Raw genomic sequence first — 23,886 nt, 5'->3', positions numbered from 1 at the left:
TCACCAGTCCGCCCGCAGCGTCACGCCCACGTTCCGCCCCGGCCGGGTGAACCGCTCCGGGTTGTCGAGCTCGGCGATGCCCGCCGTATCCGCCCAGCGCAGGTAGGTCTCATCGAGCAGATTGAACACACCGATATCCAGCTGCAGGTTGTCGCGAAGGTCGATATGAGCGAGCAGATCCAGCACATGGAGGCTATCGGAAGCAAAGCGTGGGCCGTCGATGTCCTCCTCGTCTTTGTCCGCGGCGAAGGTCCAGACCAGCTCTGTCTCCCAACGGGCCTGGGGAGGCGCCCAGCGCAGCCCGAGTACCGCGTTGAAAGGATCCACGGTATTAACGGGAACACCGTTGTCGTCGTCGCCCTCGGCCCAGGCGGCGGCCGCTTCCAGAGAGAAAGCAGCAAGCCGCGGCGCCAGGACTTCCAGGCTCAGGCGCCCGCGGAACTCCAGGCCCTCGATGTCGACGCGCCCGCGATTAATGGACTGGAAGGTCAGCAGCCCATCGCGCGGGTCGACGCCGCCGGTTGCGAGAAACGCCGGGGCGATGGCGTTTGCCTCGATGAAGTTGTCGTACTCCGTACGGAAGGCGGCGAACTGCGCCTGCCCCCAGTCGCCCTGGAAGCGAAGGCCGACCTCGAAGCCCGCGCTGGTCTCGCTTTCCAGGTTGGGGGCGGCAATGGACTTGTAGCCACCGAGGAAATTGGAAAAGCCGACGTTGACGTCGTCATAGGGCGGCGCACGGAAGCCCTCACTGTAGCGACCCCAGGCCGAAACCGACTCGGTGAAGCGATAGAGCGCGCCGAGCTTGAGGGTCAGATCCGAGTCGTCGTAGTCCTCTGGCGGCGCCACGCCCGGGTTGCCCTCAAAATACAGGGCGTCCGGCGACACATCGGCGCTGTAATCGTCAAAGCGCAAGCCCGGCGTCACGCGCAAGCGGCCGTCCATGAGCACGATCTCGTCCTGAAGAAAAAAGGCGCGGTTCTCGACCTGAGTAGATGGAAAGTCTCGCGTCGGCAGGGGCATGAACTGAAACTGCCGCTCACCGGTAAGCGCGTCAAAGGTGCCGCCGTCGCGGATGTTCTCATTGTCTGTGCGGTACCAGTCGATGCCGAAGGTGACCGTGTGCTGTGCCCCGGCGAACGCCAGGTTTCGGCTGCCTTGAGCAAAGAGGCCCTGGATTTCCTGATCGAAGGTCGAGAAGCGCTGCCGCGTCTGTGCCCGGAAACCCGGCGCGGTTTGCTCCTCGAAGGTAGCCTGGAAGGTCTCGGAGGTCTGCTGGTACAGCGTCACCCGCGCCGAGTCGATGACGCCGCCGGCGTTGTCGTAGCGATATTCGAGACTGTAGCGTTCGCGCTCGCGCTCATCACCGGACACACGGCTGTCGGTCACCGTGCCGCGCACCACTGTGCCGAAGTTCGAGAGAAGCGTGGTGTCAACGGTGCTCTCGAAGCGCTCGAGGCCGAGGATGAGTTCATGGCCCTCAGCCGGCATAAAGGCAAGCTTGGCGCCCAGACTTTCCGTGTCGATGGCCTGGGGGTCGGCCTGACTGCGGCCCGGGCCGTTGCCGCCGACGCTGCCGCCGGTCTCGGTCTCGTCACCGCTGCGGTAGGTGTAGTTGATGAGACCGGCAAAACGCTCGCCACCGTAGGCTCCGGTCACGGCGCCGACATAGCTGTTGTCTTCACTGGAGTACCCGGTCTTGACACCAAGAAACCCGGGATCGCCATCATCGAGATACTCCCGCGGCGACCGGGTCGTGATGGCCACTACCCCGCCGAGGGCATCGCTGCCATAGAGCGTAGACACCGGGCCCCGGGCAATTTCAACCCGTGAGACCGTGTCGACGTCGACGAAGTCCCGCCGCGCCGAAAGAAAGGGGCCGAAGGAGAACTCCTCCGGCATGCGGATGCCATCAACCATGGTGAGCACCCGGTTGCCGCCCACGCCACGGATGGTAAAGCCCTCCAGGCCAAAGCGGCTGCCGGTACCGCCGACACTGACGCCGGGCTCGTAGCGGACAAGATCCTGGATATCGCGCACGACCTGCCGCTCGATGTCCTCCCGGCCGTAGACGGAGATGGTAGCCTCTACCTCGTCAAGGGTGCGCTCCGTACGCGTGCCGACGACGGTGACTGTTTCCAGGCGGGCCTCCAGTGCGCCGGGCTCTTCCTCCGGGGCTGCGACGCCGCCCAGAGGCAGGAGGGCCAGGCCCAGAAAGGACCAGCGATGACGGGTGGGGGGGAGCGAGCAAGACACGGGTAACCTCCATTCTCATATGCAAATGCGAATTAGATGCATTTGATTAAAGGTTACGTTTATTGGCTTGTCAAGCCCGGGGGTGGACGCAAGCCAGCGCGCAGGCGTGCTGCTGCTTTTGCGAAGCTCCGGGCCTTCCGTCTGGTCCTCGCAATGCCGGTACGGACCAGAAGCGCTGTTAACCGAGCAGCACGAGGATGTACCGGGGCCGGTCGAAGCAGCGCCGGCAATTATTATTGATAATTATTTGCATTTGCCGGCCGATGGACTATGCTCGGTACTCAGCCGTTACCCGAGGCCGCTCCATGACACATCAGACGCCCGAAAAGCATGCCGGCCTGAAACCTGCCCACTCTCTCTTCGACTGGCCCTCTGCCCCCGAAGCCGGGACCCGGACACCAGCACAGCGCTGGCCCGGCCAGGGAATGCGGATGCACCCGGCAATGGCGGGCACCGCCTGGGTGGTCACCGGTGCGGCCCTCATCGCGCTCTATATCGTAAGCTGGCGGTACTTTCCTTACTGACCCGCCCTTACTGACCCGCCTCTATTGACCGGCCCCGACTGGCCGGCTGCACCGGCAGCGGTCACCCCCTAGAAACGCACCCCTGAAGGCACGCTGTAGTTCTCCAGCACCTGCACATAATTGGCCCTGGCATAAGCTGCCGGGTCCGGCGCATGCTGGCAACTCAGGCTGCCCTTGAGCTGGTCAACGGACTCGTACTCGCGCTCTTCGAGCCAGCAGCGGAGCGCCACGAGCATGGCCGCAAGGGCTGCGGGACCCTCCCGGAGCAGCACACTGCACAGGTGAACCACATCGGCACCGGCCAGCAGCGCCTTGAGGGCGTCATCGGCGCTGTGGAAGCCCCCGGTCACAGCGATAGCACAGCGGGTATGGCCACGGAGCATGGCGGTCCAGCGGATCCGCAGGAGTGCTTCCTCCGGCGTCGACAAGGCGAGTCGCGGCACCACCTCCAGCGTCTCCAAGTCGATGTCTGGCTGGTAAAAGCGATTGAATAGGGCCACCCCGCGTACGCCTACGCGCTCCAGCGCCCGCACAAGGTCCAGGGGCGCCGTGAACTGTGGCGATAGCTTGACCGCGACGGGCAGGTCCACCGATGCCACCAGCTTCTCCGCCACCGCAAGGTAACGCGCCTCCACGGCAGCTGCCGTAGCAAGGGGATCCGCCGCCAGGTAGTAGATGTTGAGCTCCAGCGCGTCGGCGCCGGCTTCGGCGAGGCTTGTTGCGTGGCTGAGCCAACCGCCGTCTGTCGTGCCGTTGAGACTTGCGATCACCGGGATGGCCAGCGCCTCCTTGAGTTGCCGCAGCCGGTTGAGGTAGGTCTCTTCGGTGCCCTGAAAGCGCGCCGGCAGCGGGCGGAAGCTGTCTGCCTCCCCATGGCCGATGCCCTGATCGTCGAGGAAGCGCGTCATGCGCGCCTCCTCGGCAAGGATCGTCTCTTCGAAGAGGGACGGCAGCACGATCGCCGCCGCGCCGGCATCCTCGAGGCGGCGGGCGCCATCGAGGTCACCGGTCAGTGGCGACGAGGACGGTATCAGCGGGTTCTTGAGGGCCAGGCCCAGATAGGCGCTGCTGAGGTCTGCCATATCACTCGTCCTCCCCGCGGCTGCTTTCCACCTGCTTGCGACGCTGCGCCTTGGCGGCGCTGAGCGTCTCGCCTTCGTTCCAGTCCAGGGCCGCCAGCTGCCGATAGTGCTCAAAGCGGGTGTCGATTTCGCGCTGAGCCTGGTCGGCGAAGGTCTCCGCGTCGTCAGGATGGCTGTGCCAGAGCATACTGAAGCGCGTTTCCGATGCCATGTACTGCCGGTAGGGTACGCTTGGCGCCTTTGAATCCAGCTGCAGCGGGTTCTGCCCGTTCGCAAGGCGCGCCGGGTTGAAGCGGAACAGGGGCCAGTGGCCGCTCTTCACAGCGAGATCCTGCTGGTGGTGGTTGTTCGACAGGTCGACCCCGTGAGCGATGCAGGGGCTGAAGGCGATGATCAGCGACGGCCCCGGGTGCGCCTCGGCCTCGAGAAAGGCCTTCAGGGTCTGCGTATCCTTGGCGCCATAGGCAATGTGGGCGACGTAGACGTCCGGGTACTCCATGGCAAGCAGAGCCAGGTCTTTCTTCGCCACGGCCTTGCCGCCGGCAGAGAACTTCGCCACGGCGCCCCGTGGCGTCGCCTTGGAGGTCTGGCCACCGGTATTGGAGTAGACCTCCGTATCCAGCACCAGGATGTTGATGTCCTGCCCGGACGCCAGGACGTGGTCGACACCGCCGAAGCCGATATCGTAGGCCCAGCCGTCGCCGCCGACGCACCAGACCGACTTGCGGCACAGGTTTTCCGACAGCTCCACGAGGTTTGCCGCGGCCTCGCCGTCAAGGCGGGCGAGGGCCTCGCGCAGGGCGGCAACGCGCTGGCGCTGCTCGTGAATGCCCGCCTCGTCGCTCTCGTCCGCGCCGAGGATGGCATCGACCTGGGTTGGATCGAGCCGGTCCCGGAGCGACAACAGCAACTCCTGCGCGTGGACAGCCTGCTGGTCAATCGCCATACGCATGCCGAGGCCGAACTCCGCGTTGTCCTCGAACAGCGAGTTGTTCCAGGCCGGACCCCGCCCCTCCGCATTGGCCTTCCACGGCGTGGTCGGCAGGTTGCCGCCGTAGATAGATGAGCAGCCGGTGGCGTTGGCGACCACCATGCGGTCGCCGAAGAGCTGGCTGACGAGCTTGAGGTAGGGCGTCTCGCCACAGCCCACGCAGGCGCCGGAAAACTCGAACAGCGGCTCCAGCACCATCGCGCCGGGAATCGTGCCGGTCTTCAGCGCCGGCCGCGGGTACTCGGGCAGGCCCGTAAAAAAGGTCCAGTTATCGCGCTCATCGTCCCGGAGCGGCGGCTGCGGCGCCATGTTCAGGGCCTTGTGGCTGGCGTTGGACTTGTCGCGGATCGGGCAGATGTCCACGCACAGAGTGCAACCGGTGCAGTCCTCCGGCGCCACCTGGTAGCTCATGAGGGTACCGTCGGGGTAATCCTTGCTGCGGGTGGGTACGGCCTTGAAGGTCGGCGGTGCATCGTCCATGAGCCCCGCATCGAACACCTTGGCGCGGATCGCCGCGTGCGGGCAGACCAGCGCGCACTTGCCGCACTGGGTGCAGAGGTCCGCATCCCACACCGGAATTTCCAGCGCGAGGTTCCGCCTCTCAAGGGCGGCGGTCCCCACCGGGAAGCTGCCGTCCACAGGCAGGGCACTGACCGGGATCAGGTCGCCCTGCCCCGCCATGATACGGCGCGTGACCCGGTCAGCGAAGCTGTCGCCGGGAACATCCCCTGCCTCGCTGTGGGAGAGACGTCCCCGCGCCGACGCATCCGCCACCGTGCCCACGGGTACCTCGTACAGCGCGGCCAGGGTCGCGTCGATCGCGGCGAAGTTCACCTCGACGATACGGCGACCCCGGCGGCCGTAGGTTTTCTCGACGGCGTCCTTGATGGCGACCATGGCGTCTTCCCGCGGCAGCACGCCGGAGATGGCGAAGAAGCAGGTCTGCATGATGGTGTTGATGCGCTTGCCGAGGCCACAAGCGGCAGCCACCTGGTAGGCATCGATGCAGTACAGCGAAAGCCCCTTGGCCGAGACTTGCGCCTGCACTTCAGTCGGAAGACTTTCCCAGAAGCGCTCCGGAGGCTCCGGGGAATTCACCAGAAAAACGGCCCCGGGCGCCGCCCCGGCAAGCATAGCGACGCTGCCGAGGAAGTTCGGCTGGTGGCAACCAACGAAGTCGGCGCCGTCGTCCTCGATGAGGTAGCTCGAGCGGATCGGCCGGGGTCCGAAGCGCAGATGGGACACGGTCGTCGCGCCGGACTTCTTGGAGTCGTAGACAAAGTAGCCCTGGGCGTAGAGGTCCGTCGCTTCGCCGATGATCTTGATGCTGTTCTTATTCGCACCCACCGTACCGTCACTGCCGAGACCGTAGAACAACGCCTGGAAGCAGCCGTCGTGGGCGTCGGCACGAAAACCCGCGTCCCAGGGCAGGCTGGTGTGGCTGACGTCGTCGTGGATGCCGATAGTAAAGCCATCGGCCGGCGTATCCGTCGCCAGCTCGTCGAGCACGGCCTTGACCATCCCCGGCGTGAACTCCTTGGAAGACAGGCCATAGCGGCCGCCGACCACGCGCGGCAGTGCCGGCAGTCGACGCCCGCTCATGGCATCGCGGGCCAGCGCCGCGACCACGTCCTTGTACAGCGGCTCGCCGTCGGCACCGGGTTCCTTGGTCCGGTCCAGCACGGCGATGGCGCGCACCGTAGCCGGCAGGGCCGCAAGCAGGGCCCCGGCGTCAAAGGGTCGGTACAGGCGCACCTTGAGCACGCCCACAGGCTCACCCTGGCGCACGAGGTAGTCAACGGCCTCCTCCGCGGCCTCGGCACCGGAGCCCATAAGCACCACAACCCGCTGGGCGGCAGCGTCGCCCACATAATCGAAGAGCCGGTACTGACGCCCCGTAAGGGCGGCGAAGGCGTCCATGGTTTCCTGCACCAGGGCCGGAAAGGCAGTGTAGTAGGGATTCACCGTTTCCCGCGCCTGGAAGTACACATCCGGGTTCTGGGAGCTGCCACGCAGTACCGGGTGCTCCGGCGACAGGGCCCGGCGCCGGTGCGCATGAACCGCCGCCTCGTCGATAAGCGCGCGCACCGTCTCTGGGGACACCGCCGTCAGCTTCGCCACCTCATGGGAGGTGCGGAAGCCGTCGAAGAAGTGCAGTACCGGGATGCGTCCACGGAGCGTGGCGGCCTGGGCGATGAGCGCCAGGTCATGCACCTCCTGCGGGCAGTTCGCCGCAAGCATCGCAAAGCCCGTGCTCCGCGCCGCCATCACGTCGCTGTGATCGCCGAAGATAGACAGCGCCTGGCAGGCCAGGGAGCGCGCGGCGATGTGAAAAACCGTCGGCGACAGCTCGCCGGCGATCTTGTACATGTTCGGCAGCATCAGCAGCAGGCCCTGGGAGGCCGTAAAGGTCGTGGTCAGCGCACCGACCTGCAAGGCGCCGTGAATCGCGCCGGCGGCGCCGGCCTCGCTCTGCATCTCCACCACCCGGGGCACGCTGCCCCAGAGGTTCTGCCGCCCCTGCGCCGACCACTCGTCGGACCATTCGCCCATGGGCGAGGCCGGGGTGATGGGATAGATGGCAATGACTTCGTTGGTAAGGTGGGCGATACGAGCCGCCGCCTCGTTACCGTCAATGGTGAGCGTAGCTGCGGCAGCCATGGCCGCCTCCCGGGCTTGAAAGTGACGCCCCCATGCTGCGCCCGCCGGACGCAGCAGGGCATTGACCTCGGTCAGGAATCGGGCCGATCGGCCCGGTGAGCTCAACCGCCCCGGGGCACCAGCGCCAGCTGCCGGGACTGGGCGACGAAATGGCCCTCGGAGTCCCAGAGCTCGCCATCCTCTTCCATGAGCCCCCCGGCGATGAAGCGGGTGCTGAAGCGGCAGCGCAGCCAGCCCGGCGCGGGGATCGCGCGCAGGTGGGCGGTGAGTTCCACCGTCGGCGTCCAGCTCACGGGGAGGTTGGCGTTGAAGATCGTCGGCGGGAAGGCATCGAGGGCCAGGAGCAGCGCGCAGGCATCCAGCGGCTCTTCGTCCAGCAGCCGGAACCAGCCGCGAAACAGAGGGCGCCCGGAGGGCCTGCCGGCCTTGAAGCCCGCATCCTCGGGGTGCAGCCGGAGATCGATGCGGTCCATCATCGCCGGCGGAAAGCCCTCCGGCGCGGCCCGCACCCGCGGGCACTCGTCCGGCGGCGGCAGCTCGGGGGGCTGCTCCTCGATGCGCGCGGGCCCCTCCAGGGCGCCGAGATCAGCAAAGCCGCCGAGCAGGCGCAGGAGCGGTCTCTCCGCGCTGGCCAGCGTCGCCGACAAGGTTGCGAAGCGGCGCCCCTCCTTGATGGTCTCGCAGTCGATGGTCAGTGGCCCGGGGCGCCCCGGGGAAAGGAAGTGCGCACTCAGGGTGACCGGGTGCGGCCGGCCTGACGCGGCCATCATGGCCCGGGCTGCGATCGCCAGGAGGTAGCCGCCGTTGGCGTTGCCGACCACGTCCCAGCCCTCCTGGAGCGTGGCGCCATAGCGCCCATCGGCGACGGCCTCGACGGCGGTGTCGGCGTGAAATCCCATGCGTGTCGCTCCCCGACGGCTCCTGCAGGAAGCGAGCAACTTAGGGGCTTTCCCGGACGCGGTCAACGCGCGATCACTGCGGACAGGACGCCGCCCGGTCCGAGGGTCTATACTCTGTGCCCCTCCCGCCAACAACAGAGGAGCGACCGCATGGGTCTTCGCATCAACGACACCGTCCCCAACCTCACCGTCGAGACCGACCAGGGCACCTTCAGCCTGCATGACTTCGTCGGCGACAGCTGGGCGATTCTCTTCAGCCATCCCAAGGACTTCACCCCGGTCTGCACCACCGAATTCGGCGCCGTCTCCACCCTGGCCGCCGAGTGGGAGAAGCGTGGCACAAAGGTCATCGGCCTGTCCGTGGACGGTGTCGAGGAGCACAGGCAGTGGAAGGCCGACATCGAGGACTTCTGCGGCGCGCCGGCCGGCTTCCCGATCATCGCCGACGAGAACCTAGAGGTGTCCAAGGCGCTGGATATGCTGCCGGCGGACGCCTACCTGCCCGACGGGCGCACCGCGACGGACTCGGCCAGCGTCCGCTCCGTGCTCATCATCAGCCCCGACAAGAAACTGCAGCTGTCCATGACCTACCCCATGAGCGTCGGCCGCAACTTCGCCGAGGTCCTGCGTGCCCTGGACGCGCTGCAGGCAACCTACGGCGTCCCCATCGCCACGCCGGCCAACTGGGAGCACGGCCAGGACGTCATCGTGGCACTGTCTCTCGATGACGACGCCGCGAAGGCGAAGTTCGGCGAGATCGAGATCCGCCTGCCCTACCTGCGCACCACGAAAATGCCGCAGTAGGGGTCCGGCGACCCCGCGCGGGCGCCGGGCGCGACCAGCGCGCCCACCGGTGCCCGAGCCTGCGCCCCGGCAACGGGGCACCCCCCCCGAAGTAACCCGGAGGCCACCGTGACCCACTCCAGCGCCAAAAACAGCCTCAACACGCTTACCGACCTGCAAGTCGGTCATCGCAGCTACGGCTACCACAGCCTGCCGCGGGCGGCAAAGCAGCTCGGTGACCTCGAGCGCCTGCCCTTCTCCCTGAAGGTGCTGCTTGAGAACCTGCTGCGCTACGAAGATGATGAAACCGTGAGCCGCAGCCATTTCGACGCCATGGCGGCATGGCTCGACGACAAGCGCTCGAAAACGGAGATTCAGTTCCGGCCGGCGCGGGTGCTCATGCAGGACTTCACGGGCGTGCCTGCCATCGTCGATCTTGCGGCCATGCGCGACGCGCTCGCCGCCGCCGGCGGCGACCCGGCGAAAATCAATCCGATCTCTCCGGTAGACCTGGTGATCGACCACTCCGTCATGGTGGACGAATACGGCTCGGCTTCGGCCTTTGCCGACAACGTGTCTATTGAAATGCAGCGCAACCAGGAGCGCTACGAGTTTCTGCGCTGGGGCCAGCAGGCCTTCAACAACTTCCGGGTGGTGCCGCCCGGCACGGGCATCTGCCACCAGGTGAATCTGGAGTACCTGGCGCGCACCGTGTGGAGCGACGATCGACACGGCAACCTCACGGCCTTCCCGGATACGCTGGTGGGTACCGATTCCCATACCACCATGATCAACGGTCTCGGCGTCCTCGGCTGGGGCGTGGGCGGGATCGAAGCGGAGGCCGCCATGCTCGGCCAGCCGGTATCCATGCTGATTCCGGAGGTCGTGGGCTTCCGCATGAACGGCCGGCTGCGCGAGGGCATTACGGCCACGGACCTGGTGCTCACGGTGACGGAGATGCTGCGCGCGCACGGGGTGGTCGGTAAGTTCGTGGAGTTCTTCGGCGACGGCCTCGCCCAGATGCCCGTGGCGGATCGCGCCACCATCGCCAATATGGCGCCCGAGTACGGCGCCACCTGCGGGTTCTTCCCTGTGGACGAGCAAACCCTGGCCTACCTCGAGCTCACCGGTCGCGATGCAGACCAGGTCGCGCTGGTAGAAGCCTACTGCAAGGCCCAGGGTCTGTGGCGCACGCCGGGGCACGAGCCGTCCTACACAAGTGTTCTGGAGCTGGATCTGGACACGGTGGAAGCGAGCCTCGCCGGCCCCAAGCGCCCGCAGGACCGGGTTGGCCTCAGCAAGGTGCGCAGCACCTTCGAACTGCTTATGGAGCAGGGCGAGGGCACGGCCCCCGCCGACACCGGCCGCCTTGAGAGCGAGGGCGGCCAGGGCGCTGTCGGCATCGACGCCAGCTATCTGCACGCCAGCAGCCAGTACTGCGAGCTCGACGGCGAGCCCCTGCACCTGAACCCCGGTGCCGTGGTGATCGCAGCAATCACCTCCTGCACCAACACCTCCAACCCGAGCGTGATGATGGCCGCTGGCCTGCTCGCGCAGAAAGCGGTGGCCCGGGGGCTCACCGTAAAACCCTGGGTAAAGACCTCCCTGGCACCAGGCTCCCGGGTGGTGACCGAATACCTCGCGGCGAGCGGCCTGCAGGCGGCCCTCGACCGGCTCGGCTTCAATCTGGTCGGCTACGGCTGCACGACCTGTATCGGCAACAGCGGCCCACTGCGGGAACCGATCGAAAAGGCCATCGTCACCGGCGACCTCACGGTCTCCTCGGTGCTCTCCGGCAACCGCAACTTCGAAGGCCGGGTGCACCCGCTGGTGAAGGCAAACTGGCTGGCGTCGCCGCCGCTGGTGGTGGCCTACGCCCTCGCCGGGAATGTGCGCCTGGACCTCAGCAGGGATCCGATCGCCGAGGACGCCAACGGCAACGCCGTGTACCTGGCGGATCTGTGGCCGAGCCAGGCCGAGGTCGCTGAAGCGGTGGCCCGGGTGAGCACGGCCATGTTCCGGGACGAATACGCCTCGGTCTTCGACGGCGACGCAACCTGGCAGGCCATCAAGGTACCGGACAGCAAAACCTACCAGTGGACCGACAGCTCGACCTACATTCAGCATCCACCCTACTTCCAGGGCATGGCGCCGGAGCCCGGGGCGCTGACGGACGTCGAGGGGGCCCGCATCCTCGCGCTCCTCGGCGACAGCGTGACCACAGACCACATCTCCCCAGCGGGCGCCTTCAGCACCGACAGCCCCGCGGGGCGCTACCTTATCGAACACGGCATTCACAAGCCGGACTTCAATTCCTACGGCTCGCGCCGCGGCAATCATGAAGTCATGATGCGGGGAACCTTCGCCAACGTGCGCATCAACAACGAGATGCTCGACGACGTGGAGGGCGGCTATACGCGCCACGTACCGAGCGGTGAGCAGCTGTCGATTTACGACGCCGCCATGCGCTATGGGAAGGAGGGCACCCCGCTGGTGGTGGTGGCCGGGCGGGAATACGGCACCGGCTCAAGCCGCGACTGGGCGGCCAAGGGCACGCTGCTCCTGGGCGTGCGCGCGGTGATCGCCGAATCCTTCGAACGGATTCACCGGTCGAATCTCATCGGCATGGGCGTGCTGCCGCTGCAGTTCGCGGACGGCGAGAACCGCCGGACCCTCGCCCTGACGGGCGAGGAGACGCTGGCACTGCACGGTATCGCCGGCGGCGTCACCCCCGGGCAGACGGTGACCCTGGACGTTACTTACCCCGACGGCAGCACCCGAAGCTGCAAGCTGAAGGCCCGCATCGACACCGCCAACGAAGCCAGCTACTACGCCGGCGGCGGCATCCTGCACTACGTGCTGCGGCAGCTGATGGCTGACTGAGACCCCGGTCCTCAGGGCCGGCAAGGCGTCCCCCGGGGCGCCGGTGGAACAACCGGTTGCGAAGCCAGCCGCTCCAGGCGCAGCGCCACTGGAAAATTGCCATCCATGAACTAGGGTTTAAGCGACCCGCCCCTGAGGAGCGCCGTCATGACCCTGTTGCTCTTTTTCATCACTGCCCTCGTTCTCATCTACCGGGAGACGGCGGCAACCCCCGCCACCATCACCCTGGCCCTGGGGACATTGCTGGGTATGGTCCTGGACGGCGGCGGCGCCTTCGCCATCGCCCTGGGCCTTGTCCTTCTCATCGCCGCGCTGATACTGCTCCACCCCAACCCCCTGCGGCAGCGCTACCTGAGCGCCCTGCTGCTGCAGCGCATCCGCGGCATGCTGCCGACGCTCTCGGACACGGAGGCGCAGGCACTGGAATCCGGCTCCGTGGACTGGGACGGTGAGCTCTTCTCCGGACATCCGGACTGGGACAAGCTGCTCAAGGCGCGGCCGGCGCAGCTGAGCGAGGCCGAGCAGGCCTTCGTCGATGGTCCGGTTGAGCGCCTCTGTGCCATGCTCGACGACTGGGCGATGGTGCATGAGGACTTCGACCTGCCGACACCGGTCTGGGAGCAGATCAAGGCCGATGGCTTCCTCGGTCTGATGATTCCCGAGGCCTACGGGGGCAAGGGCTTCTCGCACACGGCCCACTCGGAAACGGTCATGAAGCTGTCTACGCGCAGCGTCTCTGCCGCCGTCACGGTCATGGTGCCGAACTCCCTGGGCCCGGGCGAACTGCTCCTCGAGTACGGTACGGACGAGCAGAAGGACTACTACCTGCCGCGGCTGGCCCGCGGTGACGAGATCCCCTGCTTCGCCCTCACCTCTCCCGTGGCCGGCTCTGATGCGGGGGCCATACCCGACAAGGGCATCGTCTGCCGCGGTCAGTGGCAGGGCGAGGAGGTGCTCGGCCTCAGCGTCACCTGGAACAAGCGCTATATCACGCTGGCCCCGGTGGCGACGCTCATCGGCCTGGCCATCAAGGTCTACGATCCGGACCGCCTGCTCGGTGGCGACGAGGCCGTGGGCGTTACCTGCGTACTGGTGCCCCGGGACCTTGCCGGCGTCAACGCCGGCGCGCGGCACCTGCCCATGAATACCGTGTTCATGAATGGCCCCACCTGGGGCGAGGACGTGTTCATCCCCCTGGACCAGGTCATCGGCGGCCGCGCGGGGATCGGCCGGGGCTGGACCATGCTGCTCGAGTGCCTGTCGATCGGCCGCTCTATTTCACTGCCGGCGCTCGGCACCGGGGCCGGCAAACTCGCCAGCCTGGCCACCGGTGCCTACGCCTATACGCGGGAGCAGTTCGGCCGCTCTATCAGCGAGTTCGAGGGTGTGCAGGAAGCGCTGGAGCCGCTCGCCGGCCACGCCTACCAGATGAACGCGGCGCGGCTGCTCACCGTGGGCATGCTCGATCGCGGCGTGCGCCCCTCCGTGCCCTCGGCGCTGCTCAAGTATCGCAACACGGACCTCATGCGCCAGGCCATCAACCACGCCATGGACGTGGTCGCCGGCCGCGGCGTGATCACCGGACCGCGCAACTTCCTCGCCCGGGCCTACCAGGCCGTGCCCATCGCAATCACCGTCGAGGGGGCCAATATCCTTACCCGAAGCCTGATGGTCTTCGGTCAGGGTGCGATCCGCTGCCACCCCTTCATCACCCGGGAGATCGAAGCCGCGCGGGACAGCGACAGCGCACGCGGTACCCGCAGCTTCGACGGTGTATTTTACCGACACATGGCACACACCGTGCGCAACGGCCTGCGCGCTCTGCTCCTGGCCTATGCCGGCGGACGGCTCGAGCGCGTGCCGTTCAAGGCAGACCTCGAGCGCTACTACCGTCAGCTGGCCCGCTTCTCCGCCGCGTTCGCTCTGCTAACGGACGTGACCCTGCTCTCCGTCGGTGGCGGCCTGAAGGCCCGCCAGCGTCTCTCCGGGCGCATGGCCGACAGCCTCGTCGCGCTCTACTATGCCTCGGCGGTGATCAAGTTCTGGCATGAGCAGGGCTATGCGGCGGAGCAGAAACCGCTGGTGGAGTGGTGCCTGCAGCGCAATCTCGCGGAGCTGCAGGCCGCCCTGCGCAGCGCCGTGGATAATTTCCCCGTTCCCGGCCTCCGCCGCCCGCTGCGCTGGCTGGTGTTCCCGCCAAGCCACACGCGCCTGAGCGGGCCCGACGACACGCTGGGCCGCACCGTTGCCGCTGCCATCGTCGAGGACACGCCGCTGCGCGACGTTCTGGCCGAAGGCTGCTACCGGAACGAGAGCCCCGACGATTCCCTCGGCCGGGTGCTCAATGCCTACCGGCTCGCCCGGGAGACCCAGCACATCCGCGACCGGCTGCACGCGGCGATACGCAAACGCGATGAGGACGAGCTCGACGGCATCGCCCTGCTCATGGGCCACCAGCGCACCGAGCTGGTGAACTGGGCCGTTGCCGAGGGCATTGTCAGCGAAGAAGAGCGTGAGCCGCTGCTGGCGGCCCTGACCGCACTCTATGACGTGCTACGCGTAGACGCCTTCGACCCGGACGGCCTGCGCGAGCTGGCAGCCGCGGCGAAGGGCAAGCGCCGGGTGGTGGAGCGCCCCGAGCCGCTGGATCTCCTCGAAGAACCCGAACCCCACCGGGAACCCGGCAGCTATGCGGTTGAGGAAACCGGCGACACAACGGCTACGGACACCGGCCCGGACAACGCCGCCTGAGGCAACCGGCCCGGTGGGGCGTTACCCCTCGCCGGCCTCCTCCTCGGCGGAATGTTCTATCCGGGTAACGGGGTTGAACTCGTCGCTGAAGATCTGCCAGAACGCCACGAACAGCACGGCGATGAGCGGACCCACGACAAAGCCGTTGATACCGACCAGGGCAATGCCCCCGAGGGTAGACAGCAGCACCATCCAGTCCGGCAGCTTGGTATCACGGCCCACCAGAATCGGCCGCAGAATATTGTCGGCCAGGCCGATGATCAGGACACCGTAGGCAATGAGCACGGTCGCTGCGACAAGTTCGCCGATCGCGTACAGATAAAGCGCTGCGGGGAGCCACACGACACCCGCGCCGACCACGGGAATCAGCGACAGCACGGTCATCACGACGCCCCAGAGTAGCGCCGCAGGGAGGCCGAGAATCCAGAAAATAAGGCCGCCCAGCGCCCCCTGCACCATTGCTACCAGGAGGTTGCCCTTGACGGTGGCCCGGGCGACCTCGGCAAACTTCTGGAACAGGTGCCTCTCGCGTTCGTCCCCCAGGGGCATGGCATGAATAAGATGCTCGATCAGCGCGCGACCATCGCGCAGCAGGAAGAACGCAACATAAAGCATGAGCGCAAGCTGCAGCATGAAGCCGAAGGCACCCTGACCGAAGGCCAACGCGTTACGGGCGAGGAACTGGCTCGCGCTGACGGCCGCCTGCGCCGCGTTTTCCCGGGCGGTCGCCATGTCGATATCCAGTCGCTCGAGGAACGCCTGGATTCCCGGAAAAGCGGCACGGACCTTCTCAAGGTACATCCCGGGCTGGAGCTGGCCCGCCTCGATCTTCTCGAACAGTGCCAGCCCCTGCTGGAGGAACGAGATCAGCAGGAAGAGCACCGGGATCACTACCAGCACCACACAGGCCAGCAGCGTAACCAGGGCAATAGTATTCGGCCGATCGCCCCAGCGCCGCGACAGCCAGAGCTGCACCGGGTGGAACAGCACGGCAATGATCGCAGCCCAGAGCAACGGCGCCAGAAAGGGCCAGAGCAACAGCCCGAAAAGCAGCGTGACCGCTACCAGCAGGCTGAGGAAGGCCATGTGTTCGAGCTTTTCGCTCACAGCTGCACTCCGGCGGCAGTTAACCGTGGTCGTCATTATGCAGGCCTTTGCAGCCTGGCGGCCACCGGGCAGGGCAAGGGAACTATTCCCAGCCCGCCCCGTCAAAGATCGTGACAACTGGGTAACAGCAGTATGTTATTCTCTCTCAGTACGTTTCGGGGGCGATATGGATTCGACGGCAGTCACGAACCCTGAGGTGCATGCCGTGATGGCAGCCAATCACGTAAATCCAAAGCTGCAAACCAATAGTTGCCAATGACGACAACTACGAGGTAGCGCTGGCCGCGTAAGCGGTCCATCGTGATCCTCATCTGGTGGCTTCGGCCCCAGCGGTCCTTAGCAAGGTGCCAGTACCGCGCTACTGACTGTCATAGAGAACTGGATCGCAGCAGGGTTCGCCCCGGATCATGCTGCTAAACCTAAACGGGGCTCGCCGACCACGTCCTGCCCGCCGGGCTGTGGAAGGTTAAAGCAATAGACGGAACCTAAGCATGTAGAGCCGAAGGCAGAGTACTGGCGGACGCGGGTTCGATTAACATCATGGTCGCCACGGGGAGTGATCCCCGTTGGAAAAAGAGGGCTCATACGGTGAACGCTACGGGGCTGGCAGCAGAAAGCCCTATGCCAACGCCGTCCGGTGAATGGGAAACCAGCAAGCCGGCTAGAGACTCATAGGCTCCTACCGGTGCCAAGAGCACCCAGGGAGTACTAGGGTGGGCGTTTCGATGTCCACAACACGCCCTCCCCTGCCATGGGCTCTGCCCATGGCAGGTGAAGGAATAGTCCAGCCCATGTCGAAAGGCATGGATCAGCTGTCCCGCCGCCTCCACCAATTCCCCTCTCCGGCCCAGGGCCGGAGAGGCTTTCATACCGATATCGCCCTCGGCCAGCGCAACGCCTGGATTGGCTCGGACTTCGGGGCCGCCCCGGCCAGCGGTGGCAATAACGATCTTCAGGTACCGTTGGATCTGAATCCGGGCATCTACTTCTGACCCGTTCCTCGACGCAAAAGGCCGCAGGCCGCTGAGCACGGCGGCTGTTGGCATTCCCCCGGGGCACGCTAAGATGGCCCCGGGAAACGGTGAGGAAACCATTCATGTCGACGTCGGAAGTCATTGCCCTGGCGGGCTTCGCCGCCGCCGCTTTTGCCATGCTGCTTGTAACCCAGACCAAGGACCGCGTTGCCTGGCCGGCCTGGCTGGTTCCGCTGGCAGTGGCGCTGCCCCTGGCGGCGTGGGGTGGCGTCGCGATTTACCGGGAAGAGCTGTCCGGCTTCTGGCCCCTGCTGACCGGATCCGCCTGGGGACTGCACGCCTGGTTCGATCGCCTCATGCTGCTGGCGGCAGGCTTTTTTCTTTTACAAAACCGGGCGCGGGCTGCAGGCATGAAATCGGAAGTGTGGGTTATCGCCGTCATGTTCACAGGCGCTGTCGGGCTGCTCCTTATGCTTGCGCGCACGGTATACCTCGAGCGCCAGCCGCCGAGGTAGTCGATCCAGGCACCGCGTTAGCGGCCGGGAAAGCCGCCGGCAGTTGCTTCAGCAGTGCCGCGGGCTGGCGCCTTTTCGACCAGCGTCACCTGCGCGCCTGTGCAGCAGCGGCCACGGTGCCGATCACAAGGTCAGCCACCTCGCTGCCATAGACTCCGGCCGGAGTGTCGCCCCCGGTGGCCAGGAGCCGCCGGCACCGGTCGAGGCCGCGCCAGAAAGTGAGGTTGCTCAGAGCCTCAGGAATTCGAAGCGGCCACCGACATCCACCACCACAGGGCCCATGGCCCGGCGTACCTCGTGACATTCCCCGTCGATATTCAGCGTTCCGTCCAGCGCAAGCTCCAGGCACTCGCCGCAGCGACTCCGGTAACCGGCGGCCTCGGTCATGGCGCCGCTCGCGCGCCCGGACAGCAGCCAGGGCAGACTGCGCAGCAGACGCCGGGGCGCCGGGCCGAGGACGGTACTGCGCAGCGGGCCGTCACCGCCTCCCCAGAACGGATTGATCCCGAGGAAGAGGCGCTCAAGGCTGCTGACAAGCAGCGTAGCCATCGGCTGACCCGCTACCGTGGTATACCCGTCGATGGTCATGGTCAGGTTGACCGGCTGCACAAAACGGGGATCGCCACGGTGCAAACCCCACAGCGTGCGCGCTACGGCAACCGCGAGACCGGCGTTGTTCCGCAGGCCACGCGCGTGCACCTCCCGGTGCGCGTATTCGGTGCCCTGGATGACCGCGCCGGCGCCGAGGAACATGCCGTAGGCGTTATCGCGACCGTCTGCAAAGCGTACCCGCAGGAGCGGGCGCACAAGCGGCCGGCAGTTACCGTCGCCCCCGCCGGCCCAGACAAACAGGCGCCGTGCGGCCCGGAGCAGGCCGCCGCGGACGCCCAGCCGGTCCGCGGTCATGTTGGCGGTCCCCCCGGGCAACAGCGCTATGGGCAGACGCGCCGCAAAGGGCCGGCGCTCCAGCACCTCCCCGAGAACCCGTGCGATCGTGCCATCACCGCCGTTGATCGCCAGCACATCGATCCCGCGGGCGGCAAAGTCCTGAAGCGCGCCGAGCACTTCATCCCCATGGCCCGTGGCCCGGTGCATAACGTACGGATAGCGCGCAGCCAGCGCGGCCAGCCGCGCAAGCCGGCGTCGGTTGTGACCACTATTGGCATTGCTGAGCACGCCGATGCGCAGGGTACGACTGCGCAGGATCAAGGATGTCGCGGCGGTCGCGGAATCCCCGAGCACCGGCAGCGGCCAGCGGGCAACGGCCCCTGCGGACAGCAGCCCCGCGCGTCCAGCGGCAGTCACGGCGGCCCCGGGAAGCGCGCGCTGCCGGCGACCCCGGGCCCGGCCGCCGTGACCGTCGGTCGCCTTTCGCCGAGCGCCACCAACAGCAACAGCAGCGCATAGGCGTTCAGCTCCAGCACCTCCTCCACCAGGCGGCCGGGGCCCGGTACGTCCAGCAGACTTTTGTCGAGCGCTGCGGCGCACAGCACCAGGGCCGTGGCGAGGGGCAGAAGCACACCGATGTCGGCGAAGAGGAAGCGCAGCAGGCGCGGTGGGTCCGCACGCAGGCAGTGGAGCAGGAGAAACAGAAGGTAGCCGTAGCACGCCGGGAAGATGGCGTACTTGAGCAGGTAGGAAAGCTGATGCATAAGGCTGCCGGGCGCTATGCAGGCGCGGAAATCCGCCTCGCGGTAGACGATGGCCAGGAACGCCAGCGCCAGTGCGGCGAAGAGCCGGCGACCGAAGTCGCTCTCACTGCGGACGGCGCGCCCCGCGGCGAGCAGCGCCGCGAGCACAGCGAGGGCCAGCTGGCCGTGCTCGAGCAGGCCGTTTTCCTGGTAGACCGCGCTCAGCGACGCCCAGGGCAGCCGCGCCAGCCAGACGTTCAGCAACAGCAGCCCAAGAAGGGAGAGGGTGATCACCGCCGTGCGGCTCAGCATGGCAGCGTCAGGCCGAGGAGGTCGCGGATGCGCCCGAGCGCGCGCAGATCATCGGCCATCGCCGCCGGCCGCGGCGCGGCCTCCCGGAGGTTGCCGCCGCAGCGATTGAGCCAGTCAGCCCTGCCGCTGGCGACGAGCTGACGCTGGATGATCTCGATGTCGCGCTGCATGTAGGCCGGCCCCAGAAGGCGGGCAAAGCGGTCGCGCAGCGCGTGGTAGCAAAGCGCCGCGCGAAGGCGCTGCCAGGCGCCGGCGTCGACCGGCAGGTGCTCGGCGAGGTCATAGATGAGCAGCGGCTTGCCGGTCACGCTGGCCTCGGCGAGCATCGACACGCTCTCGCCGGTCGTTACCAGCCGGTCGGCCACGCCGAGAAAGGCGAAATAGGGATTGGCCGCGGCACCCTCCTGCCAGCGGTAGACATAGACCGGCACCGTGAGCTCCGCCCGGAACGCCTCGAAGGTCGCCGGGCAGGTGCGAGCGCTATCGGTCACCAGCAGGGAGCCACCTTCGGCGCGGGCGCGGGCGTTCACCAGGCGCCCGAGCTCGGCGCCCTTGCGCGGGCTGAACACGAAAGAACCGCTGCTGCCGCCAAGCAGCACCGCCGTCCGCGGACCGGGCAGGTGGGCGAAGCGTGCTCCCCAGACGGACGCCGCCGCCGCCAGGCGGGCGCGGTGGACGCGGTGCAGGGGCAGGCCGATCATCAGCACGTTGTCCCGCTCCGGGAGCGCGTACTGGGGCGTGCTGATAACCAGATCAAAGGCTTCCAGCGGCGCCCAGGGACGGCCCATATGCACCAGGCGGGTCCGTCCCCCCGACTGCCGGCGGATCCAGCGTGCAACAGGTTCCATCTCCCTGCCGGCGCTGATGACCAGCGCCGGCCAGGGCGGCGCCAGGGGTGCACTGCGACGCCGGTCCACACCGGCCACAAGCAGATTGCGGGAACGGGCCGACACAATCTTCGGTAATAGTACCGGGGAGCGATAAACGATGCGTTTCCGGGTCGCCGGCAGCCCGAGTAATTCCCCCAGGGCCAGGACCTGGTTGTTGTCCCCCGCGCGGTCACTCTGCAAAAGCCAAACCACTGTTTCCATGGGTTTTTCAAGGCATGCGCTGGCAAGCGGTGCAGTCATGGTTCCCGGGGCTGTCGACGAAAGAGGCGCCGAAGCTAGCCCAGGGGTCGCGCGCGGCAATCCACCCCAGGGGCTTATCCGATCGCGCCACGCCCTTTGCTAGGGTGCGCGCCATGTCAAACCCGCGGACCGTCTACACGCTATGACCGCCCGAACCCTGACCCCGGCGGCCCGACCGCCCTGGTCCCGTCGCCTCGCCTGGCGCGCCCAGGCGTTCGCCCTCGGCGTCTTCTGGCGCGGCGCCGGCCTGCTGCCGCCCCGGACTGCTGCGACGGTGGGGGCCCAGCTGTTCCGCCGCCTTGGGCCCCTCACCGGCAAGCAACGCTTCGTCAGGCGGAACCTCGAACTCGCCTACCCGACGCTCACCCCGGCCTCCTGGGAGGCCCTGGCCAGGGATGTCTGGGGCAATTTCGGAGCGGTGCTCGCCGAATACCCGCATCTCAACCGCTACAGCGAAGGGGACGCGGACGCCCTGGAGACCGCAGTGCACCCCAGCAGCCGGGCGCTCATCGAAGCCGGTGAGCCGGCGGTGTTTGTGACCGCGCACCTGGCCAACTGGGAACTCCCGGGGCTGGCCCTCAGCCGCCTGGGGATCGCCCTGAGCGTTGTCTACGCACCCCAGAGCAACCCGCGAGTGGATGCCATGCTGCAGCGCCACCGCGACGTGCTCGGCTGTGATTTCGTGCCCAAGACCGATTCCATCCGCACCCTCCTCGGCGCTCTGAAGCAAGGCCGCTCCGTGGGCCTGCTTTCGGATCAGCGCACAGACTTCGGCGAGGCACTGCCCTTCTTCGGCCGCCCGGCCATGACCGCCATCAGCCCGGCCTGGCTCGCCCTGCGCCAGGGGCGACCGCTGATCCCGGTGCGGGTGGAACGCCTGCAGCACGGCCGCTACCGGGTCCGAGTGCTGGCACCGCTCGACGGCAAAGACCGGTCGCGCGCGGGTGTCATCGCGCTTAGCCGGCGCCTGAATGCGCTGTTCGAGTGCTGGATTCGGGAGCAGCCCGGCCAATGGCTGTGCATGCGGCGGCGCTGGCCCGGCAGCATCGAGGCCTGACCTTGCAGCTCCTCGGTGACATCTTCCGGCGCTACCCGCTGCGCGGCGCGGTCATGCTGCTGGCTCTTCTGCTGGCCAGTCTCTCCGAGGGCCTGGGGCTCGGCAGCCTTCTGCCGATGCTCACCGTGGCGGTGGAGGGCCAGGCTGGCGACGGCCCGGGCCAGACGGTTGCCGGCTGGCTCGCCGCGGCGGGCATCGAACCGGCCCTGGGCCCGCTGCTACTGCTGATCCTCCTCGCAATCACATTGAAAAGCGCTCTGCTGCTCCTCGCCCACAGCCAGGTTGGCTCCACGGCGACCCGCTTTGTCACCGCGCTGCGCCACGACCTCCTGGCAAGCACCCTGGCCAGCCGCTGGGAGCACTTCCTGCAGCTCCCCGGCGGCGCACTTACCAACACCGTGAGCATGGAAAGCCAGCGCGTCGCCACGTCTTTCCTCGCCGGCGTCAATGCCATGACCTTCCTGCTGCAGGCGCTCGTATACGCCGGTGTTGCCCTGGCGATTTCCTGGCAGGCGACGCTCGTCGGCCTTGCCGCCGGCGTCGTGGTCATCGGCGCCTGCAGCCTGCTGGTCAGCGCCTCGCGCCGCGCCGGGCAACGGCAGACAGCCTCCATGCGGGACCTGGCAGGGCAGCTGGCCGATATCCTGCTCTCCGTTCGTCCCCTCAAGGCCATGGGCCGGGGCGCACTGGTGGAGACGGCACTGGTCAGCGAGAACGAGCGCCTGGACCGGGCACTGCGCCGCCAGGTGGTCAGCGCCGCCGCCCTCACTGCCGGCCAGGAGGAGCTCTTCGCCGTCGCTATTGTGGCCGGCCTCTATATCGCCCTTGCGCCCCTGCAGATGCCCTTCCCCACCGTGCTTGCACTGGTGCTCTTACTCGGGCGCATGCTGGCGCAGCTGGGCAAGGTGCAGAAGGAGTACCAGAAGGTGGCCATCGGAGAGAGTGCCTACCTGGCCTGCAAAGACACCATCGCCGCCGCCCGGGGGGCGGCAGAACGGAGCGGCACGCTGCCACCGCCACCGCTGCGCGACGGGGTCACCCTTGCCCGCATCCGCTTCGCCTATGGCAACAAGGACGACAACAAGGACGGCCACAGACCTCTCTTCGACGGCCTCGACCTGCACATCGCCGCCGGCAGCATCACCACGCTCATGGGCCCCTCCGGCTCCGGCAAGTCCACCCTCCTCGATCTGGTTCTGGGCTTTGCGACCCCCGACGCGGGGCAGGTGCTGATCGACGGCCAGCCGCTGGCGTGCACCGCGCTCACCGCCTGGCGGCAGCAGATCGGTTACGTCCCGCAGGAAACCCATCTGCTCCACGACACTGTGCTGCACAACGTTACCCTCGGCGACCCGACGCTGGACGCCATCGATGCGGAACGCGCCCTGCGCGAGGCCGACGCCTGGGAGCTCGTCGCGCGCCTGCCAGACGGCCTGGACCACGTGGTCGGGGAGCGGGGCGGGCGGCTCTCCGGTGGACAGCGCCAGCGCATCCTTATCGCCCGCGCCCTCGCCCACTGGCCCCGGCTGCTGATCCTCGACGAGGCGACCAGTGCCCTCGACGACTTCAGCGAGGCGGCGATCTGCCGCACGCTCCGGGGGCTGCGGGGCAGGCTCACAATCCTGGCGGTATCGCACCGGCCCGCCCTTGGGGAGATCGCCGACCGCGTCTACCGCCTCCCGGCACCGGGCCTGCACCCTAAGGACTTGATCGCGGTCAATAAGGCACGCGATTGCACCCCAGGCGGCCAGGCAAATCCGATACCCTGTTTTTCTACACTCCCGATGGAGGATTGATTGTGCTCGAAGAAGCTCTCACCGGTGCCGAACTCGGCATCTGCATCAAGGACACGGAGCGGGCGGTGCTCGCGCAGAACGACCGCTGCCGCAGCATCTGCGGCGACCGCAGCGGCGAGGTCTGCGAGGATGGCTGCATGGCTCTGCACCGGGATGATGACAGCCTGCAGTGGCCCGACTGGGGCACGACAGTGCATCGCAATGCCCGCATCGAGGACGGCCACTACGATGTCACGCTCATCTGCAGCAGCGAGCGCATGGTCACCCTGCTCCAGCCGCTGGACAAGAAATACGAGGAGGCCATGGCCTACTACCGGGCTCAGGACCTCACGCCGCGGGAGCTTGAGGTTGTCTCCCTGCTGCTGCGCGGCCGCAGCAACACGGAGATCACCGGCGATCTCGGCATCAGCCACGCCACGCTGCGTACCCACCTGAACCGCGTCTACAGCAAGCTGCGCGACCAGGGTATCGACACGCACTTCCTGCCCCGCCGGCGCACCGCGGCGGGGCAGTAGTCAGGAGTCCTGCAGGCCTGTT

The 23,886-nt window shown here is 67.2% G+C and carries 16 protein-coding genes and 1 other RNA gene; 9 read left to right on the top strand and 8 right to left on the bottom strand.

Features of this window, described 5'->3' with window-relative positions; translation table 11 throughout:
- The 4 genes from HRUBRA_RS07440 to HRUBRA_RS07425 form a co-directional block, all read right to left on the bottom strand.
- The gene (locus tag HRUBRA_RS07440; RefSeq protein WP_035515978.1) at positions 1-2,253 is read right to left on the bottom strand and encodes a TonB-dependent hemoglobin/transferrin/lactoferrin family receptor; all 2,253 of its coding nucleotides are present in this window, start codon (positions 2,251-2,253) and stop codon (positions 1-3) included.
- 592 nt (positions 2,254-2,845) lie between these two features.
- Positions 2,846-3,859: a dihydroorotate dehydrogenase-like protein gene (locus HRUBRA_RS07435; RefSeq protein WP_035515977.1), complete on the bottom strand. Its 1,014-nt coding sequence runs from the start codon at positions 3,857-3,859 to the stop codon at positions 2,846-2,848.
- Between the two features lies 1 nt (position 3,860).
- Positions 3,861-7,511: a pyruvate:ferredoxin (flavodoxin) oxidoreductase gene (nifJ, locus tag HRUBRA_RS07430; RefSeq protein ID WP_035515974.1), complete on the bottom strand. Its 3,651-nt coding sequence runs from the start codon at positions 7,509-7,511 to the stop codon at positions 3,861-3,863.
- Between the two features lie 101 nt (positions 7,512-7,612).
- On the bottom strand, positions 7,613-8,410 hold the full coding sequence (locus HRUBRA_RS07425) for a thioesterase family protein (protein ID WP_052094509.1): 798 nt from the start codon (positions 8,408-8,410) through the stop codon (positions 7,613-7,615).
- A 150-nt stretch (positions 8,411-8,560) separates the two neighbouring features.
- Between HRUBRA_RS07425 and HRUBRA_RS07420 the strand changes: the two genes are divergently transcribed.
- The 3 genes from HRUBRA_RS07420 (at position 8,561) to HRUBRA_RS07410 (ending at position 14,827) form a co-directional block, all read left to right on the top strand.
- Positions 8,561-9,214, top strand: coding sequence for a peroxiredoxin (locus tag HRUBRA_RS07420; RefSeq protein WP_035515969.1), 654 nt, complete (start codon positions 8,561-8,563; stop codon positions 9,212-9,214).
- A 108-nt stretch (positions 9,215-9,322) separates the two neighbouring features.
- Positions 9,323-12,076: an aconitate hydratase AcnA gene (acnA, locus tag HRUBRA_RS07415; protein ID WP_035515966.1), complete on the top strand. Its 2,754-nt coding sequence runs from the start codon at positions 9,323-9,325 to the stop codon at positions 12,074-12,076.
- A gap of 147 nt (positions 12,077-12,223) precedes the next feature.
- Positions 12,224-14,827, top strand: a complete 2,604-nt coding sequence (locus HRUBRA_RS07410; RefSeq protein WP_084592522.1) for an acyl-CoA dehydrogenase — start codon at positions 12,224-12,226, stop codon at positions 14,825-14,827.
- 21 nt (positions 14,828-14,848) lie between these two features.
- Here HRUBRA_RS07410 and HRUBRA_RS07405 read toward each other — a convergent pair whose 3' ends face one another.
- The gene (locus HRUBRA_RS07405) at positions 14,849-15,934 is read right to left on the bottom strand and encodes an AI-2E family transporter (RefSeq protein WP_144244422.1); all 1,086 of its coding nucleotides are present in this window, start codon (positions 15,932-15,934) and stop codon (positions 14,849-14,851) included.
- A gap of 165 nt (positions 15,935-16,099) precedes the next feature.
- Between HRUBRA_RS07405 and ssrA the strand changes: the two genes are divergently transcribed.
- The 3 genes from ssrA (at position 16,100) to HRUBRA_RS14690 (ending at position 17,423) form a co-directional block, all read left to right on the top strand.
- Positions 16,100-16,469, top strand: a transfer-messenger RNA (tmRNA) gene (gene ssrA, locus HRUBRA_RS14955).
- A 256-nt stretch (positions 16,470-16,725) separates the two neighbouring features.
- Entirely contained in the window at positions 16,726-16,926 is a 201-nt protein-coding gene (locus tag HRUBRA_RS07400; protein ID WP_035515964.1) for a hypothetical protein, read from the top strand.
- A 104-nt stretch (positions 16,927-17,030) separates the two neighbouring features.
- Positions 17,031-17,423 carry a hypothetical protein gene (locus HRUBRA_RS14690; RefSeq protein WP_052094507.1) on the top strand — a complete coding sequence of 131 codons (393 nt, stop codon included), beginning with the start codon at positions 17,031-17,033 and terminating at the stop codon, positions 17,421-17,423.
- A gap of 228 nt (positions 17,424-17,651) precedes the next feature.
- Here the strand turns inward: HRUBRA_RS14690 and HRUBRA_RS07390 are convergent, their stop codons facing one another.
- Genes HRUBRA_RS07390 through HRUBRA_RS07380 form a run of 3 tightly spaced genes read right to left on the bottom strand, consistent with a single transcriptional unit; the run spans position 17,652 to position 20,457 of the window.
- Positions 17,652-18,728: a diacylglycerol/lipid kinase family protein gene (locus HRUBRA_RS07390; RefSeq protein ID WP_052094506.1), complete on the bottom strand. Its 1,077-nt coding sequence runs from the start codon at positions 18,726-18,728 to the stop codon at positions 17,652-17,654.
- Positions 18,725-19,366, bottom strand: a complete 642-nt coding sequence (locus tag HRUBRA_RS15400; RefSeq protein WP_035515962.1) for a hypothetical protein — start codon at positions 19,364-19,366, stop codon at positions 18,725-18,727. Before HRUBRA_RS15400 ends, HRUBRA_RS07390 begins: the two co-directional genes overlap by 4 nt.
- Positions 19,360-20,457: a mitochondrial fission ELM1 family protein gene (locus HRUBRA_RS07380; RefSeq protein WP_052094505.1), complete on the bottom strand. Its 1,098-nt coding sequence runs from the start codon at positions 20,455-20,457 to the stop codon at positions 19,360-19,362. Before HRUBRA_RS07380 ends, HRUBRA_RS15400 begins: the two co-directional genes overlap by 7 nt.
- A 181-nt stretch (positions 20,458-20,638) precedes the next feature.
- Here HRUBRA_RS07380 and HRUBRA_RS07375 point away from each other — a divergent pair, with 181 nt between their 5' ends.
- The 3 genes from HRUBRA_RS07375 to HRUBRA_RS07365 are packed head-to-tail and all read left to right on the top strand — an operon-like array spanning position 20,639 to position 23,864.
- A complete protein-coding gene (locus tag HRUBRA_RS07375; protein ID WP_052094504.1) occupies positions 20,639-21,553 on the top strand; it encodes a lysophospholipid acyltransferase family protein in 915 nt (304 codons plus the stop codon).
- Positions 21,508-23,349, top strand: a complete 1,842-nt coding sequence (locus HRUBRA_RS07370; protein WP_201771556.1) for an ABC transporter ATP-binding protein — start codon at positions 21,508-21,510, stop codon at positions 23,347-23,349. The genes HRUBRA_RS07375 and HRUBRA_RS07370 overlap by 46 nt, the downstream gene beginning before the upstream one ends.
- A 2-nt stretch (positions 23,350-23,351) precedes the next feature.
- Positions 23,352-23,864, top strand: a complete 513-nt coding sequence (locus HRUBRA_RS07365; RefSeq protein WP_035515961.1) for a LuxR C-terminal-related transcriptional regulator — start codon at positions 23,352-23,354, stop codon at positions 23,862-23,864.
- Positions 23,865-23,886 lie beyond the last annotated feature (22 nt).

It is taken from the genome of Pseudohaliea rubra DSM 19751 (assembly GCF_000764025.1).
GTDB lineage: Bacteria > Pseudomonadota > Gammaproteobacteria > Pseudomonadales > Halieaceae > Pseudohaliea > Pseudohaliea rubra.
The sequence above is the reverse complement of the archived record's forward strand: the minus strand, read 5'-3'. Positions and strand labels throughout refer to the sequence as shown.

Excerpts from the sequence above, each read along its gene's own strand:
- HRUBRA_RS07435 (WP_035515977.1), bottom strand. The coding sequence starts at position 3,859 with ATGGCAGACCTCAGCAGCGCCTATCTGGGCCTGGCCCTCAAGAACCCG.
- nifJ (WP_035515974.1), bottom strand. The coding sequence starts at position 7,511 with ATGGCTGCCGCAGCTACGCTCACCATTGACGGTAACGAGGCGGCGGCT.
- HRUBRA_RS07425 (WP_052094509.1), bottom strand. The coding sequence starts at position 8,410 with ATGGGATTTCACGCCGACACCGCCGTCGAGGCCGTCGCCGATGGGCGC.
- HRUBRA_RS07420 (WP_035515969.1), top strand. The coding sequence starts at position 8,561 with ATGGGTCTTCGCATCAACGACACCGTCCCCAACCTCACCGTCGAGACC.
- HRUBRA_RS07410 (WP_084592522.1), top strand. The coding sequence starts at position 12,224 with ATGACCCTGTTGCTCTTTTTCATCACTGCCCTCGTTCTCATCTACCGG.
- HRUBRA_RS07400 (WP_035515964.1), top strand. The coding sequence starts at position 16,726 with ATGTCGAAAGGCATGGATCAGCTGTCCCGCCGCCTCCACCAATTCCCC.
- HRUBRA_RS14690 (WP_052094507.1), top strand. The coding sequence starts at position 17,031 with ATGTCGACGTCGGAAGTCATTGCCCTGGCGGGCTTCGCCGCCGCCGCT.
- HRUBRA_RS15400 (WP_035515962.1), bottom strand. The coding sequence starts at position 19,366 with ATGCTGAGCCGCACGGCGGTGATCACCCTCTCCCTTCTTGGGCTGCTG.
- HRUBRA_RS07380 (WP_052094505.1), bottom strand. The coding sequence starts at position 20,457 with ATGGAAACAGTGGTTTGGCTTTTGCAGAGTGACCGCGCGGGGGACAAC.
- HRUBRA_RS07375 (WP_052094504.1), top strand. The coding sequence starts at position 20,639 with ATGACCGCCCGAACCCTGACCCCGGCGGCCCGACCGCCCTGGTCCCGT.
- HRUBRA_RS07370 (WP_201771556.1), top strand. The coding sequence starts at position 21,508 with ATGGCTGTGCATGCGGCGGCGCTGGCCCGGCAGCATCGAGGCCTGACC.